Source organism: Streptomyces lasiicapitis (assembly GCF_014646335.1).
Lineage (GTDB): Bacteria > Actinomycetota > Actinomycetes > Streptomycetales > Streptomycetaceae > Streptomyces > Streptomyces lasiicapitis.
Genome location: NZ_BMNG01000003.1, coordinates 68,437 through 84,411, shown reverse-complemented (window position 1 = coordinate 84,411; position 15,975 = coordinate 68,437). Strand labels below are relative to the sequence as shown.

General features: G+C 70.6%; 11 protein-coding genes. 2 read left to right on the top strand and 9 right to left on the bottom strand.

The features are described 5' to 3' along the window. Nucleotides 1-17: 17 nt before the first annotated feature. Nucleotides 18-623 carry a YdbC family protein gene (locus tag IEY91_RS06275; protein ID WP_164319719.1) on the bottom strand — a complete coding sequence of 202 codons (606 nt, stop codon included), beginning with the start codon at nt 621-623 and terminating at the stop codon, nt 18-20. Between the two features lie 33 nt (nt 624-656). After that, nucleotides 657-1,478 (bottom strand): arylamine N-acetyltransferase family protein, encoded by an 822-nt coding sequence (locus IEY91_RS06270; protein ID WP_164319721.1) that lies wholly within the window; start codon nt 1,476-1,478, stop codon nt 657-659. A gap of 107 nt (nt 1,479-1,585) precedes the next feature. Between IEY91_RS06270 and IEY91_RS06265 the strand changes: the two genes are divergently transcribed. After that, the gene (locus tag IEY91_RS06265) at nt 1,586-2,116 is read left to right on the top strand and encodes a TerD family protein (RefSeq protein ID WP_189173177.1); all 531 of its coding nucleotides are present in this window, start codon (nt 1,586-1,588) and stop codon (nt 2,114-2,116) included. 61 nt (nt 2,117-2,177) lie between these two features. On the opposite strand, the gene IEY91_RS06260 is transcribed toward IEY91_RS06265, so the two are convergent. Next, the gene (locus tag IEY91_RS06260; protein WP_164319724.1) at nt 2,178-5,069 is read right to left on the bottom strand and encodes a vitamin B12-dependent ribonucleotide reductase; all 2,892 of its coding nucleotides are present in this window, start codon (nt 5,067-5,069) and stop codon (nt 2,178-2,180) included. Nucleotides 5,070-5,210: 141 nt separating this feature from the next. Then, entirely contained in the window at nt 5,211-5,753 is a 543-nt protein-coding gene (nrdR, locus tag IEY91_RS06255) for a transcriptional regulator NrdR (RefSeq protein WP_164319726.1), read from the bottom strand. Between the two features lie 459 nt (nt 5,754-6,212). On the opposite strand from nrdR, the gene lexA reads away from it, so the two are divergent. Beyond that, nucleotides 6,213-6,998 carry a transcriptional repressor LexA gene (gene lexA / locus IEY91_RS06250; protein WP_164319728.1) on the top strand — a complete coding sequence of 262 codons (786 nt, stop codon included), beginning with the start codon at nt 6,213-6,215 and terminating at the stop codon, nt 6,996-6,998. A gap of 97 nt (nt 6,999-7,095) precedes the next feature. Here lexA and IEY91_RS06245 read toward each other — a convergent pair whose 3' ends face one another. The 5 genes from IEY91_RS06245 to IEY91_RS06225 all read right to left on the bottom strand — a co-directional run bounded on the left by IEY91_RS06245 (nt 7,096) and on the right by IEY91_RS06225 (nt 15,826). Continuing rightward, nucleotides 7,096-9,150, bottom strand: a complete 2,055-nt coding sequence (locus tag IEY91_RS06245; RefSeq protein WP_189173176.1) for an ATP-dependent DNA helicase — start codon at nt 9,148-9,150, stop codon at nt 7,096-7,098. A 49-nt stretch (nt 9,151-9,199) separates the two neighbouring features. Then, a complete protein-coding gene (locus tag IEY91_RS06240; RefSeq protein WP_189173452.1) occupies nt 9,200-11,056 on the bottom strand; it encodes an IucA/IucC family protein in 1,857 nt (618 codons plus the stop codon). A 148-nt stretch (nt 11,057-11,204) separates the two neighbouring features. Further along, nucleotides 11,205-11,984 (bottom strand): GNAT family N-acetyltransferase, encoded by a 780-nt coding sequence (locus tag IEY91_RS06235; RefSeq protein ID WP_189173175.1) that lies wholly within the window; start codon nt 11,982-11,984, stop codon nt 11,205-11,207. 200 nt (nt 11,985-12,184) lie between these two features. Then, a complete protein-coding gene (locus tag IEY91_RS06230; RefSeq protein WP_229696793.1) occupies nt 12,185-14,011 on the bottom strand; it encodes an IucA/IucC family protein in 1,827 nt (608 codons plus the stop codon). A gap of 246 nt (nt 14,012-14,257) precedes the next feature. Then, entirely contained in the window at nt 14,258-15,826 is a 1,569-nt protein-coding gene (locus IEY91_RS06225; protein WP_229696744.1) for a diaminobutyrate--2-oxoglutarate transaminase family protein, read from the bottom strand. Nucleotides 15,827-15,975 lie beyond the last annotated feature (149 nt).

The following is a 15,975-nucleotide window of genomic DNA, read 5'->3' as shown; positions in this document are numbered from 1 at the left end:
CACCGCCGCCGAACACCTCACACCGTCCACGACGGCTCCAACTCCACGACATCCCCGGTCAGCGAGGCCACGTCCGCCTCCGTCTGCGCGCGCAGCGCGAGCCGTTCGATCCGTTCCACGCGGTACTTCCCGTGCTCGGCGGCGGACTGCCACATCGACAGGATCAGGAATTCATGGCCGGGAGCCTCGCCGAAGAGCCCGCGCACCATGCCGGGCGAGCCCGCCATCGCGGGGTTCCAGACCTTCTCCTGCATCAGCGCGAAGTTCTCCACCCGCGCCTCGTGGACACGGCAGTGCGCCACCCGCACGACGTCCACTTCCGTGAAGCGCGGCTCGAAGCCCGTCTTCACGTCGAAGCGGTGGTCGAAGAGCTTGGCCTGCGCGTTCTTGTACGTGCCCACCTGTGCCGCGGCCAGCCGGTCGTGGGAGCGGGCCATGAAGGAGTCGTAGAAGGCACGGCTCTCCCAGAACGCGAAGACATGCGCCACGTCCGGCCGGCCACGACTCCATCCTCCGCCCTGTCCCCGGAACCCCGGCTCCCCCAGAAGCCCCGCCCACTTTCGCTGCGCCCGCTCGAAACCCCGGCGGTCCACCACGGTGCAGCGAATCCACTTGACCAGCACCGCGCCATCGTACGGCGCGGTGCGTGGCACGGGTCACGCTCCGGCGTAGTGCGCCCGGATCAACTCGGCGAAGTCGTCGTCACCGAGCTCGATGCCGAACTCCCGCACGAGCGTCTCCCTCAACTCGCTTACCGGTACGTCGCGTTCGTCCGTCGAACCGTCGGGGCGCGTAAGGGTCAGCTGCGCGCCGACCAGCCGGCGGCGCACATCGGGAGCGGCCTGCTGGAGCACCGGACGCCGAATGAAGGGCGATTTGGGGTGAGTTGAGGTGTAGTGGTTCATCACCACGTAGTCGACGGGCAGTCGCCGGTCCATCGTGTAGGCGTAGAGGTCGAACCAGCCGTCGGCGTGCTCGGTGCGCAGCACCCGCACACCTTCGTCCTCGCCCACGATGCCGAAACGCCACTCTCCTTGTCGTACGTCGACGCCTTCCCGCATCGGGATGGGTTCGAGCAGTCCGTCCCCGCCGAACCCGACGTCACAGTGCCACTGTTCGCCGTCCGCCTCGACGCTCAGGAGCATGTGCGACGTGGGGCGCGTGGACGACGCGCCCGCCCTGACCCGCGCACCGAGCCCCTTGACCGAGAACCCGAAACGCTCCAGGACCGCGGCGAACAGGAGGTTCTGCTCGTAGCAGTAGCCCCCGCGCCGCCTGCGGACCATCTTGTCCTGGAGCGCGGCCAGGTCCAGGAGGACCGGGCGGCCGAGCATGATCTCCAGGTTCTCGAAGGGGATCGAGGCCACGTGCGCCCGGTGGAGCGCGCGCAGCGTCTCCAGGTCGGGCTTGGCCTCGCCCTCATAGCCGATTCTCGCCAAGTAGGCGTCGACGTCCAGCTCTTCCCCGTTCCATGTCATGGGAACAATGATCGCAGGCGATCCGCAGGGTTCACGGCACCGATGTCAGCGGCAGGCCTTAGCGTGGTCGTAGCACTGACAACGCACGAAGACCGAGGGGGAGTTCGGTGAGCAACATCAACAAGGGGCCCAAGAAGGTCGAGGTCGGCCTGAAATGGGACCCGAGCCCCCTCGGCACGCCCTCCCACGACCTGGACATCGTCGCCGCGACGTACACCGCCGACGACCCCCACGGCAGCCCCGCCTACCTCGTGCACTTCGACAGCCGCTCCCCGGACGGCACGATCACGCTCAGCAGGGACAGCAAGACCGGCCAGGGCTTCGGCTACGACGAGGTCATGGTCCTGGAGCTGGAGCGGCTCGCCGAGAGGTATGTGCGCGTGGTGATCGGCGTGGCCATCCAGCAGCCTCCGGAGGGCAGGGCCTTCGGCGACATAGGGAATCCCTCGGTCCGCATCCGCGAGGGGTACACGGACCTCACCGAGAACGACTTCGCGGACGTGGCCGGCTGCACGGCCTCCGTGGTCGCCGAGTTCACCCGGGAACAGCCGGGCGGGCCCTGGTCGTTCCGCGAGCTGCTCCACGGCTTCGACACCGACCTGGCGTCCTTCACCTCCGCGATGGGTGGCGTCCGCTGAGAAGCGGTGAGGGGCGGCGGGCCCGAAGGCCCGCCGCCCCTCACCTCACGGCGTCAGCCGCTCAGCTGCAGCCGCTGGTGGAGCCGCAGCCCTCGCAGATGTAGCAGGAGCCCGCGCGCTGCATCTTCGTACCGCAGGAGAAGCACAGCGGCGCGTCGGCCTGGATGCCGAGCTGCATCTCCACGAGCTCGGCGCTGGTGTGCGCCTGCTGCGGAGCGGCCTCCTCGACCACGGGCTTCGGCGCGACGACCGCCTTCAGGGCCTCCGTCTGCCGCGGTGCGGACTGGGCCAGACCCTCGACGTCGACGTCCTCGTCGGACGGCTCGTACGAACCGGTCTCCAGGTGACGCTGGCGCTCCTCGGCGGAGTGGATGCCGAGCGCGGAGCGGGTCTCGAAGGGCAGGAAGTCCAGGGCCAGGCGGCGGAAGATGTAGTCGACGATCGACTGCGCCATCCGCACGTCCGGGTCGTCCGTCATGCCGGCCGGCTCGAAGCGCATGTTCGTGAACTTGGAGACGTACGTCTCCAGGGGCACGCCGTACTGCAGGCCGACGGAGACGGCGATGGAGAAGGCGTCCATCATGCCCGCGAGGGTCGAGCCCTGCTTGGACATCTTCAGGAAGACCTCGCCCAGACCGTCGTCCGGGTAGGAGTTGGCGGTCATGTAGCCCTCGGCGCCACCGACCGTGAAGGAGGTGGTGATCCCCGGGCGGCCCTTGGGGAGGCGCTTGCGGACCGGACGGTACTCGACGACCTTCTCGACGGCCGTGCGAATCGTGTCCTCGGCCTTGGCGGTGACCGCCTCCTTCTCCTTCTCCTTGGTCTTGGCGGAGAGGGGCTGGCCGACCTTGCAGTTGTCGCGGTAGATCGCGAGCGCCTTGACGCCCATCTTCCAGGCCTCGAAGTAGACCTCTTCGACGTCCTCGACGGTTGCCGTCTCCGGCAGGTTGACCGTCTTGGAGAGCGCGCCGGAGATCCACGGCTGGATGGCCGCCATCATGCGGACGTGGCCCATCGCGGAGATGGAGCGCTCGCCCATGGCGCAGTCGAAGACCTCGTAGTGCGCGGTCTTCAGACCCGGGGCGTCGATCACATTGCCGTTCTCGGCGATGTGGGCGACGATCGCCTCGATCTGCTCCTCCTGGTAGCCCAGGCGGCGCAGGGCCTGCGGGACGGTGCCGTTGACGATCTGCATGGAGCCGCCGCCGACCAGCTTCTTGAACTTGACCAGGGCGAGGTCGGGCTCGAGGCCGGTGGTGTCGCAGGACATCGCGAGACCGATGGTGCCGGTGGGCGCGATGACCGAGGCCTGCGCGTTACGGAAACCGTTCTTCTCTCCGAGCCGCAGGACGTCCTGCCAAGCCTCCGTGGCGGCGGCCCAGATCGGGGTGTCCAGGTCGTCCGTGCGGACGGCCGCGGCGTTGGCGTCGGAGTGCTGCTTCATGACGCGCTTGTGCGGCGTGGCGTTGCGGGCGTAGCCGTCGTAGGGGCCGACGACCGCGGCGAGCTCCGCGGAGCGCTTGTACGAGGTGCCGGTCATCAGCGACGTGATGGCGCCGGCGAGGGCGCGGCCGCCGTCGGAGTCGTACGCGTGGCCGGTCGCCATCAGCAGGGCGCCGAGGTTGGCGTAGCCGATGCCGAGCTGACGGAAGGCGCGGGTGTTCTCGCCGATCTTCTGCGTCGGGAAGTCCGCGAAGCAGATGGAGATGTCCATCGCCGTGATGACCAGCTCGACGACGTTCGCGAAGCGCTCGGAGTCGAAGGACTGGTTGCCCTTGCCGTCGTCCTTGAGGAACTTCATCAGGTTCAACGAGGCGAGGTTGCAGGACGTGTTGTCCAGGTGCATGTACTCGCTGCACGGGTTCGAGCCGTTGATGCGGCCGGACTCCGGGCAGGTGTGCCAGGCGTTGATGGTGTCGTCGTACTGGATGCCGGGGTCGGCGCAGGCCCAGGCGGCCTCGGCCATCTTGCGGAAGAGGGACTTGGCGTCGACCTCCTCGATGACGTCGCCCGTCATGCGGGACGTCAGGCCGAACTTGCCGCCCTCCTCGACCGCCTTCATGAACGCGTCGTTCACACGGACCGAGTTGTTGGCGTTCTGGTACTGGACGGACGTGATGTCGTCGCCGCCCAGGTCCATGTCGAAGCCCGCGTCGCGCAGCGCGCGGATCTTCTCCTCTTCCTTGACCTTGGTCTCGATGAAGCCCTCGATGTCGGGGTGGTCGACGTCGAGGATGACCATCTTGGCCGCGCGGCGCGTGGCGCCGCCCGACTTGATCGTTCCTGCGGAGGCGTCGGCGCCGCGCATGAAGGAGACCGGGCCTGAGGCGTTGCCGCCGGAGGAGAGCAGTTCCTTGGAGGAACGGATCCGGGAGAGGTTCAGGCCGGCGCCGGAGCCGCCCTTGAAGATCATGCCCTCTTCCTTGTACCAGTCGAGGATCGACTCCATGGAGTCGTCGACGGACAGGATGAAGCAGGCGGAGACCTGCTGCGGCTGAGGCGTGCCGACGTTGAACCACACCGGGCTGTTGAAGCTGAAGATCTGGTGCAGGAGGGCGTACGCCAGCTCGTGCTCGAAGATCTCGGCGTCGGCGGGCGAGGAGAAGTACTTGTAGTCCTCGCCAGCCTTCCGGTACGTCTTCACGATGCGGTCGATGAGCTGCTTGAGGCTCACCTCGCGCTGGGGCGTGCCGACCGCACCGCGGAAGTACTTGCTCGTGACGATGTTGACCGCGTTCACCGACCAGAAGTCGGGGAACTCGACGCCACGCTGCTCGAAGTTGACCGAGCCGTCGCGCCAGTTGGTCATGACGACGTCGCGGCGCTCCCAGACCACCTCGTCGTACGGATGCACGCCGGGGGTCGTGTGAATGCGCTCCGTGCGCAGGCCCTTGCCGCCCTTGGCTCCCTTGGCGCGGGAACCTCGTGCGGGGCCGCTCGTCGTCTCGGTCATGCCGCCTCCCTGTTTCAGGCTAAAACGCCCTGAAGTGCCACGTTCTTCCCGCAGCACGGTGTGTTGTCTTGTGCCGTGGACACCCCTGCGGGCGACCCACGACAGGTCTGGTAAGCCGCCGGACCCGGATCCGGGATCCGGTCAGTCGGCGGCGGTGGCAGGCTGCGGGACTTCGGCAGTCCCACCGGGCCCGCGGCCGGTCGCGGTCCGCTCCGCGGCGGAGCCGTCGGGTGCGGCGTCGCGCCGCCCTCGCAGCTCTTCGACGGCGGCCTCGAAGTCCTCGAGCGAGTCGAACGCCCGGTACACGGACGCGAAGCGCAGATAGGCGACGAGGTCGAGTTCCTGCAGCGGGCCGAGTATGGCCAGTCCCACGTCGTGGGTGGTCAGTTCGGCACTTCCGGTGGCCCGGACCGCCTCTTCGACACGCTGGCCGAGTGCGGCGAGCGCGTCCTCGGTCACGGGCCGCCCCTGGCATGCCTTGCGGACGCCGTTGATGACCTTGGTGCGGCTGAACGGCTCGGTGACGCCGCTGCGTTTGACGACCATCAGCGAGCAGGTCTCCACGGTCGTGAAACGACGCGTGCAGTCCGGACACTGACGGCGCCTGCGGATCGACGTGCCGTCATCAGTGGTGCGGCTGTCGACTACGCGGCTGTCGGGGTGCCTGCAGAAGGGGCAGTGCATGGAACTCCCAACCCTCCTTCACGGCACGTCTCAAAGACCTCAACGGGCCCTCGGGACCCTCGAAGCAGCCCCCAGCATAGGCGATGCCCGCGGGCTCGAAAGACCGGGGACCACAACTTCTGGGCTGCGGTTGCAATCCAACCACTAGATCTGGGGTTTGCCGTAAATTTCGACACCATCGCGTGTCGTCGCCGACACCGCCCGGGAGGGCCCGGTGCCCCGTCGCCGGAGCACCCAGTGGCACTATGGAAACCGCCTCCGGCAGGGTCTCGGCCCCGGCGGTGAAGCGTACCGTAATGAACCGAAATTTCTTTCGGCCCGAGCGTCAGCCATACACCCAGACACGTGATCGCGGCAGGGAATCTACGATTTTTCACTCGAACGTGTGTTTGGCGCAACCTTTCGAAAGCAACTACCGTTGGCTAACTAGGGAGAACATCTCGAGAGGGGCCGACCGACGTGACCACCACCGCAGACAGCGCCACCATCACTGCCCAGGACCGCTCCCAGAGCCGATTCGAGCCGGTGCATGCCATGAATGACGCAGCCACGAACCAGGAGGGGCCCAAGCCCACGCGCTCCCTGCCGGGCCGACCTCCAGGAATCCGCGCCGACAGCTCCGGGCTCACCGATCGCCAACGCCGGGTGATCGAGGTCATCAGGGACTCGGTGCAGCGGAGGGGTTACCCGCCGTCGATGCGTGAGATCGGTCAGGCGGTCGGCCTCTCCAGCACCTCCTCGGTGGCGCACCAGCTCATGGCCCTGGAGCGCAAGGGCTTCCTCCGCCGCGACCCCCACCGCCCCCGGGCGTACGAGGTCCGCGGCTCGGACCAGCCGAGCAACCAGGCCACCGACACCACGGGCAAGCCCGCCGCTTCGTACGTCCCGCTGGTCGGCCGCATCGCGGCAGGCGGCCCGATCCTCGCCGAGGAGTCCGTCGAGGATGTGTTCCCCCTCCCCCGGCAGCTCGTCGGGGACGGCGAGCTCTTCGTCCTGAAGGTCGTCGGCGACTCCATGATCGAGGCCGCCATCTGTGACGGGGACTGGGTCACGGTCCGCCGCCAGCCCGTCGCCGAGAACGGCGACATCGTCGCCGCCATGCTCGACGGCGAGGCGACCGTCAAGCGCTTCAAGCGCGAAGACGGCCACGTCTGGCTCCTGCCGCACAACTCCGCGTACCAGCCGATCCCCGGCGACGAGGCGACCATCCTCGGCAAGGTGGTCGCGGTCCTGCGTCGCGTGTGAGCCTCCGCCCCTGACCGGGCCCCGGGACCTCTGCGCCGGTTCCGGGGCCCGTCTCATGTGCGGACGAGCCCCGCCCCGCGTGAAGAGCCGCGAAGAGCTACGCCTCCGCCGACTCCACCACCGTCGCCGACTCCACCACGGCCGGCTCCACGGCCGACTCCGCCGTCGTCGCCTCCGCCGCATTCGACTCCGCCGCATTCGCCACCGCGTCGATCGCCGCCAGCGAGCGGCGCACCTGATTACGGTCCGTGGTGTACCAGAAGTCCGGCAGCGAAGCCCGCAGATAGCTCCCGTAGCGCGCGGTGGCAAGCCGCGGGTCCAGGACCGCCACCACACCGCGGTCCCCCGACGCCCGCACAAGACGACCGGCGCCCTGGGCCATCAGCAGCGCCGCATGCGTCGCCGCGACCGCCATGAAGCCATTGCCGCCCGCCTCGTCCACGGCCTTCTGCCGGGCGCTCATCAGCGGATCGTCGGGGCGCGGGAACGGGATCTTGTCCATGATCACCAGCTGGCAGTTGGCGCCCGGTACGTCGACGCCCTGCCACAGCGAGAGCGTGCCGAACAGACACGTCTTCGCGTCGGCCGCGAACCCCTTGATCAGCTCACCGAGGGTCTCCTCGCCCTGCAGCAGGATCGGCATGTCGAGCCGGTCCCGCAGCTCCTCGGCCGCGGACTGCGCCGCCCGCATCGAGGAGAACAGGCCGAGCGTCCGCCCGCCCGCCGCCTCGATCAGCTCGGCGAGCTCGTCCAGCATGTCGGCGCGCGTGCCCTCGCGCCCCGGACGTGCCAGGTGCTGCGCGACGTACAGAATGCCCTGCTTGCGATAGTCGAAGGGCGAGCCGACGTCGAGGCCCTTCCAGACCGGGGTGTCCTCGGCCCGGGTGCCCTCGGGGGCAAGGCCAAGGGACGCCCCGACGCCGTTGAAGTCGCCGCCGAGTTTGAGGGTCGCGGACGTCAGGACCACGGAGCGGTCCGTGAACAGCTTCTCGCGGAGCAGGCCCGACACGGACATGGGAGCCACCCGCAGGGAGGCACCGAAGCGGTCGTGCCGTTCGTACCAGACGACGTCGTACTCGGAGCCGTTCGTGATGCGCTCCGCGACGTCGTGGATCGACTCCACGGCGGCCAGGGCCTGCTTGCGGACCGCGTCCTCGTCCTGGACGGACTTGTCGCGGGTGGAGCCGAGCGCCGAGATGACCGTGCGCGCGGCGTCACGCAGGGCCATCAGGGCATAGCCGAGGTCCTCAGGGACCTCTTCGAGACGCCCCGGCAGCGCCAGCTCCATGAGGCGCTCGAAGCCCTCTGCGGCCGTCTGGAGCTGATCCGCGGCCTTCTCGTTGACCAGCTTCGCCGAGCGCCGCACCGCCCGGTTGACCTGCCCCGGAGTGAGCTCGCCCGTGGCGACACCGGTGACGCGGGACACCAGCTCGTGGGCCTCGTCCACGATCAGCACCTCGTGCTGGGGCAGCACGGGGGCGCCCTCGATGGCGTCGATCGCGAGCAGCGCGTGATTGGTGACGACGACCTCGGAGAGCTTCGCCCGCTCCCGGGCCGCCTCGGCGAAGCACTCCTGGCCGTACGCGCACTTCGAGGCGCCGAGGCATTCCCTGGAGGAGACGGACACCTGCGCCCAGGCGCGGTCGGAGACGCCCGGGGTCAGGTCGTCGCGGTCGCCGGTCTCCGTCTCGTCCGCCCAGTCCCGCATGCGCAGCAGGTCGCGGCCCAGCTTGCTGGTGGGCGCCGCGGCCTCGAACTGGTCGAACAGGCCCTCTTCCTCCTCCTGCGGCACGCCTTCGTGGAGGCGGTGCAGGCAGAGGTAGTTCGATCTGCCCTTGAGCATGGCGAAGGCGGGGCGGCGGCGCAGCAGCGGGTGCAGCGCGTCCACCGTCCGCGGCAGGTCGCGCTCGACGAGCTGGCGCTGCAGGGCCAGCGTGGCCGTCGCGACGACGACCCGCTCCCCGTGCGCGAGCGCGGGCACCAGATAGCCCAGGGACTTGCCGGTGCCGGTGCCGGCCTGAACCAGCAGGTGGGAACCGTCGTCGATCGCCTCGGCGACGGTCTCGGCCATGGTCACCTGGCCGGGGCGCTCGGTGCCGCCGACAGCGGCGACGGCGGCGTGCAGGAGCTCGGGGAGGGAGGGCTTCGTCATAGCTCGACCAGCCTACGGTGCCCCACTGACAACAGCGCCAACACCGAGATCAAGACGGGTGGAGGGGGTTGGGCACGGTCCCGTGGACAGCGGCGTGCGGGCGCTGGGGGCGGTCGCGGTAACCATCGAGGTGGAGCCGGTTGCGGTTCAGGCACAGGCGCTCGATACGTGGGGTGAGCAGGTCGAACATCTCGTAGCGCTCCTTCAGCTCGGGGGCGCGGGCCTGATGGCGCAGGATCTCGGCCCGGACGAGGGACCAGAAGTCGGCCTCGGGGACGCCCAGTTGCTCCTCGCACAAGGGAGCCAGATAGCGGAAGACACCTACGAAGAGCCCGGCGTGGATGAACTGCGTCAGAAAGGCCGGCGGCTCGGTGAGCAGGATCTCGCGTACGTCATCGGGCATGGAGGCGTGCTCCGGCACCGGTTCCGCGCTGACGTTGACGTCGTCCACGAAGTCCTTGACCGCGAGGCGCACGGGCACGTCCTTGTCGTCGAAAACGACGATGGTGTTCTCCCCGTGCGGCGAGAACACCGTTCCGTACCGGTAGAGGAACTGCAGTAGGGGCGGTAGCAGCGCGGCGAACAGATGCGTCAGCCAGACCGTGGGGGTGAGTCCGGAGCGGCGTACGAGCTCCGCGACGAACGCGCGGCCCTGCGGATCGGTGTGCAGGAGCGCGGCGAGCGTGCGGGCGCGCTCCCCCGGCGCGAGGTAGCGCGTGAGGGGCTCGCGCCAGATGGCGCCCAACAGTTCCTTGTACTGGTAGGGAACTTCGGGGAGCGAGTCGTACACGGGGTGCTCGACCGCGACGGCGGCGACCTCTCCGAGGAGGATCACCCGGCACTCGTCCCGCAGGAAGGGGTCGCCGTCGCGCAGGGCGTGCACCCAGGAGGTGACGGCCGAGGCGGCGACCGTCCGCTCGGTGGGCAGGCCGCGCCACACCAGGGTGTTGAGGACCGAGAGCGGCAGTTTGACCGTGTGGCGGTCGGGGCGTGTGGTGTTCAGGAAGGTCCGGATGGACTGCTGGGGCAGACGCAGATCGCCGTCGGTGGGCAGCGGGACGATCGTCCCCGCGGCGATGGAGGGGGCGAAGAGGGGCAGCACGATGTCGTCCCACTGCCAGGGGTGCACCGGCAGGTAGAGGTACTCCCGCGGGTCGAGACCGCGCGCGCGGAGTATGGCCGCGTAGGACTCCCTTGTGGCGGGCTCCAGTTCGCGCGCGTACAGCTCGTCCGCGCTGCTCAGGCCCGGCACACCCCGGTAGGTGGCGAGGCTGGTGTGCACCGCGATCCACGGCAGTGGCGCGCTGGTGCGGGCCTCGGGGGCCCAGTGCCGCGCGTCGGTCGCGGAGAACCCGATGCGCCCTTTGTTGAGGACGAGCCAGGGGTGGCCGGTCTGGTGGCCTTCGAGCTCCGCGTAGCCGACGTCGGCGAGTTCCTCGGCGGTCAGCGCGCCGTGGTCGAGGCGGGTGTCGGCGCTGAGGGTGACGGTCAGCTCGCGGATGAGGTGGCCGAGGGTGGCGCCGTCGAGGTCCAGGGTGCGGCGCGCGGCGGTCAGGAAGTGGAGCGGGTCGGTCAGGGGGCGCGGGCCGCCGGTGCCTTCGGTGAGGGTCACGCTCGCCGGGTCCACGCGCCAACTGCCGTAGGAGCCGCGGCGGGCACGGAAGGTGAGGCGGGGGCGGGTCTCGCCGTCCGCGGAGGGCTCGTCGAGGAGGAGGGAGTACGTTTCCGCGGCGCCGGTCGCTGTCGGCCGGATGATTTCCTCGTACGCGAACTCGCCGACGATCTTGGCCAGGAGCCGCTGCCCTGCCTCCTCCCAGCGCTCGCGGGTCAGCTCGGGCGGATCGTAGAGGGCGGCGCGGTCGTGCGCTGTCCGGGGTGACTGAGGCGTAGGGGATGCCTGGGGCATCAGATCTGTTCGGGGTGTCGCGGGGTCGGAGAGATTCGGCACGGGGACTCCTCGGGGAGGGAACCGGATCGGGTCGAGCGGTGTAACAGAAGTGAGCGGATCAGTGAGCGGGTCGGAGGGTGGGTCGGAGGGCGACGGGCTGGGCGGGTCACAGGACGGCGCGCAAGGTCCGGTCGCGGACCATGAGCGCCGCCCGCTTGTCGGGAAGGTCCACCTCGGCGGCGAAGCGGAAGCCGCCGCTCAGAAAGGCGGAGACGGAGGGGGTGTTGCGCAGGTCTGGTTCGGCTACGACGCGTGCGCAGGAAGGACGGTGATCGAGTACGAGATCGGCTGTGGCTCTCAGCAGGATGCTGCCGAGCCCTCGACCGCGGTCGGAGACTCCGCCGACGAGGAGGTGGATGCCGGTGTCATGGGGACGTGCGGGGTAGTGGCGCGCCAGCGGGTCGAGGTCGGCGCGGTAGATCTCCCAGTAGCTCATCGGGGTGCCGGCCAGGACTCCGAGGCAGGGGACGCTGCGTCCGTCGCCCTCGAGCTGGGGGCGCAGGTGGGCCTCGGTGACGGACGGGGGTCCCGCCAGCTCCCAGAAGGCAGCCACGGCTGGGTCGTTCATCCACCGGCTGATGAGCGCGAGGTCCCGGTCGAGGCACACGGGGACGAGCTGGAAGACGCCGGCGTCCGTGGTGGCCGGGCCCCAGGTGGCGACGTGGTCGAGCAGGTCTCCGCGTGCTGTTTCGGCCTCGGTGGCCGCGTTCGTGCGGTCCGGGGCGGCGGGGCCGCCGGAGGTGAGGGGTGCCGTGCGCCCACCGCAGTCGGCGATCAGCGCGACGAGTTCGTCGGGCAGCCGCAGGTCCAGGGTGTCTTCACAGTCCGGGGGGCCCGCGGTGGCGGGCTCGGTTCCGGCGGCGGTGCTCGCGTCGGTGGGAGGCACGGCGTCGCTCCTCTCGGAGGGGGATTCGGCAGTGGTGGGGCCTGGTCCTCAGGAAGGGGTCATGGTCATCAGGAAGCGGGCGTGGTCATCGGCGGGGGAAGGGGGCGTGGTCGTCGGTGGCGCGAACACGGTGGTCCGTGGCGGCGGGAAGAGGGCGCGCCCCGGCCGGGGCGGGCCGGGAGCGGGCAGGTCGCGGGCAGTCACGCATGGAGGGGGTTCGAGATGGTGACGTACACGGATTGGGTGTCGACGGGTCCGACGAGTTCGTCGAGGCCGTGCAGCCGCGTCAGGAGGTTGGCCTTGCAGCGCAGCACGGGTGAGTCGAGCAGCCGGGCGGGCAGCGGGGTGCGGAGCTTGCCGGCACCGGAGGCGGCGTCGGTGAGGAAGCGGCGGAACGCGGCGAGCAACAGCCGTTCGTCGGCGAGGCGTTCGGCGCCCAGGGCGCCGATGAGACCGAGGACGTTGTTGATGCCGAGGTAGTAGGCGAAGCGCTCGTCGGTGACCTCGTCGGAGACGAAGGTGTCGCTGCGCTCCCCGATGCCGGGCAGCCGCTTCTCCAGCTCGGCGCGGCGGGACTCGCGGAAGTAGTAGCCCTGGTTGTCGCGGTAGCGGCCGCCGGTGGGCCAGCCCGCGGGGTCGAGAAGGAGCAGGGTGTTCTGCTGGTGGGCCTCCAGTGCGACGCCTGCTTCGGAGTCGAGCCAGAGCACGGGCCGTACGACGTGCTGGAGGTAGCGCAGGAACCACTCCGTGGCGACAGCCCCGCGGGAGCGGCCCGTGTGTCCGGCAAGCCGGGTGATGATCGCGGCGAGCCGGGAGTGCATCGGGGGCCGGTCCTGGCCGGTGGGCTGAGCGGTCGGCCGCGGGGATACGAGACCGGCGATGCAGGTGGCGTCGTCCCCAGAGCGGAACGGGTTGTGCCGGATCATGAGGTCGAATCCGGTGACCTCTTCGCCGTCGGCGCCGGTGACGGCGAGCCAGGCCGGGTCACGGATCACGTCGAACCCGGGGTGGGCTGCCTGCCACTGCTCGGCGAGACCGCTGCGCAGCAGCCGGTGGACCTCGACGCCGCGGTGGAGTTCCTTGCGGAGGTTCTCACGACGGGAGTTGGTGATGCGCAGGGCGAGGGACAGCTTCAGCATGGCCGGGGCGCCCGGCCGGTAGAGGGTGCGCACGGAGGAGGTGGGGTACCAGGGTTCGCCGTGCGGGCCGAGGTCCTTGAGGAGTCCGGCGTCCAGGAGGGCGGCGGTGTCGGGGCGGTGGCGGAGTTCGCGGATCTGCCACGGATGCGCGGGCAGCGCCGCGTGGCCGTCCGGGAGCGGCAGGTCGGGACCCGCCAGGCGGGCGGTGAGCTGGTCCGCCGGGAGGGCGCGGCCGCGCTCGGTCCAGGCGGAGTCCATGGCGAGCACCGAGCGGTCGACGGCGAGCCAGTGCAGCGGGAAGCCGCCGCGCAACTCCGGTGAGTAGAGCCGGACTTCGGTGTCGGAGAGGCCTTCGCGGCTCTTCGGGGTCGGGTGCAGCGGGTGGCCGAGGAGCAGGGACTGTTCGGCGGCGAGGAAGAGGTCGGGGGTGTCCCCCGGGTTGTTCCTGCGGTCGGCGATGAAGTCGGCGGTGCGGCGGACGGAGTCGGCGACGCGGGCGACGAGGTCGGAGCCGTCGGGGGCTTCCCTCGGGCCGGCGGGCGCGGTGGGTTCCTCGTCCGCCTCGTCCGTCTCGACCGCCTCGTCCGTCCGGGCCGTTTCGCGGCTCAGGAGGGCGGCGACGGTGACGGCGTCCACCGGCGGCGCGTTCGTCGGGCCGTCCTCGAGCCAGGGGAGGCCGAAGCGGTGCCAGCCGGTCGGGGACCAGTAGTCCACCGGCACGAGGAGCGCGGTGCCGCTGGCTTCGAGGGGGACGCGCAGGGTGCCGTGGTCCGGCGCGGCCGTGTCGTTCTCCCGTACCCAGCAGCGCAGCAGGTTCTCGACGGCCGCGGCCTGTGCCGCCGTGTGCGGGTCGGGGTGGTCGAGGAGGTCGGCGGTGCCGTGCAGCAACTGCTCGGCCCCCTGGTTCCTGTCCTTCTGCCGGGGAACCGTGCCGGCTTCCGCGGTCTGCGCGGATTGCGTGCCGCACGCTCCCGCTGGGTGTGGTTGGGGACGGCCGTCGGGTGCGGGGGTGGCGTTCAAGAGAGTTCCTTGGTGGTTGTTCGGGCTCCGTGTGGCGACGGGCGGCGGCTTACGTGGACGAGAGGAGGGGGCCGACCTGTGACCGGTGGGGTCAGGGGGCGGGAAGGGGGCTGGTCATGCGTGGTCGGGACGGGGTCGGCCGGTGGCGGCGCGGCGGTGGGAACGCTCGGCCGCGGTGAGTGCGTCGGCGAGGCGGTCGAGGACCGCGGTCGCCTGTTCGTCCGTGATGGTGAGGGGAGGCAGGAGACGTACGACGCTGGAGTGCCGTCCGCCGAGTTCGACGATGAGTCCGCGGCGGAGGCATTCGCGTTGTACGGCGGCGGCCAGGTCGGGGTCGGCCGGGTGCGGGCGGGTGTCGGGAAGGTCGTGCGGCGAGTGGTCTGGCCGGTCGTGGGGGTGGGGGTGGGGGTGGGGGTGCGACTGGTCGTGGGGCTGGGGGTGCGGCTGCTGGGGAAGCGGGCTGCGCTGGTGCGGGACCTGGTGGTCGTACGGAAGCTGCTGGGCCACGCCACCCGACTTCCCTCCCCCGCCCGCGAGTTGACTCCCCTCAGCATCCACCAACTCGACACCCAACATCAGCCCAAGTCCCCGAACCTCGCCGACGCAGTCGTGGTCGGCGGCCAGCGAGCGCAGCCCGGCGAGCATGCGGCTGCCGAGGTCCGCGGCGCGCTCGGCGAGGCGGTTCTCACGGACGTACGCGAGGGTCGCGGCGCCTGCGGCCATGGCGAGTTGGTTGCCGCGGAAGGTGCCCGCGTGGGCGCCCGGAGGCCAGACGTCGAGGTCGTCGCGGTAGACCACGACGGCGAGCGGCAGGCTGCCGCCGATCGCCTTGGACAGCACGAGGACATCGGGGACGATGCCGCTGTGCTCGACGGCCCAGAAGGCGCCGGTCCGGCCGACGCCCGTCTGCACCTCGTCGGCGATGAGGGGAATCCCGCGCGCCGCGGTGATCTCGCGCATCCGGCGCAGCCAGGCGTCGGGGGCGGGCAGGACGCCGCCCTCGCCCTGGACGGGTTCGAGGATCATGGCGGCGGGCGCGGGGACACCGGACTTGGTGTCGTCCAGGACGTTCTCGGTCCAGCGGGCGGCGAGTTCGGCCCCGCGCGCGCCGCCGATGCCGAAGGGGCAGCGGTAGTCCTGCGGATAGGGCAGCCGCGCCACGCGTACGTCCCGTGCGCCACCGGATGCTTCGAGCGCCCCCGCGGTCATGCCGTGGTAGGCGCCGGTGAAGGCGAGCAGGCCCTCGCGCCCGGTGGCCGTGCGGGCCAGTTTCAGCGCCGCCTCCACCGCGTCGGTGCCCGCGGGGCCGCAGAACTGGATGCGGCCGCGGTCGGCGAGGGCGGGCGGAAGCGTGCGGAACAGCTCGGTGGTGAAGGCGTCCTTGACGGGCGTGGCCAGGTCGAGGACGTGCAGCGGGGCACCGGAGTCGAGGACGGTGCGGATGGCTTCGAGCACGACCGGGTGGTTGTGGCCGAGGGCGAGGGTGCCCGCGCCGGACAGACAGTCCAGGTAGCGCTGTCCGTCGGCGCCCTCGATCGTCATCCCGCGTGCGCGGACCGGCACGATCGGCAGGGCGCGCGCGTAGGTGCGCGCCGCGGACTCGCGGGCCGACTGGCGGCGCAGGATCCCGGCGGCTTCGTGCGCCGCGGGCACCACCGCGGGAGCAGGCTCGGTCACGGACACGGCTGTTGGTCCTCCCGCTGGGACTGTGCGGGCCCACCGCGTCCGGGCGGGCGCGCGGGCGAGTTGGCGCGGGGGCTGAACGCGCACAGCGTGTCCCCCGTACGTACCAACGACGGCGCCTGCGCGGGATCACGGGTGGACGGAAGATC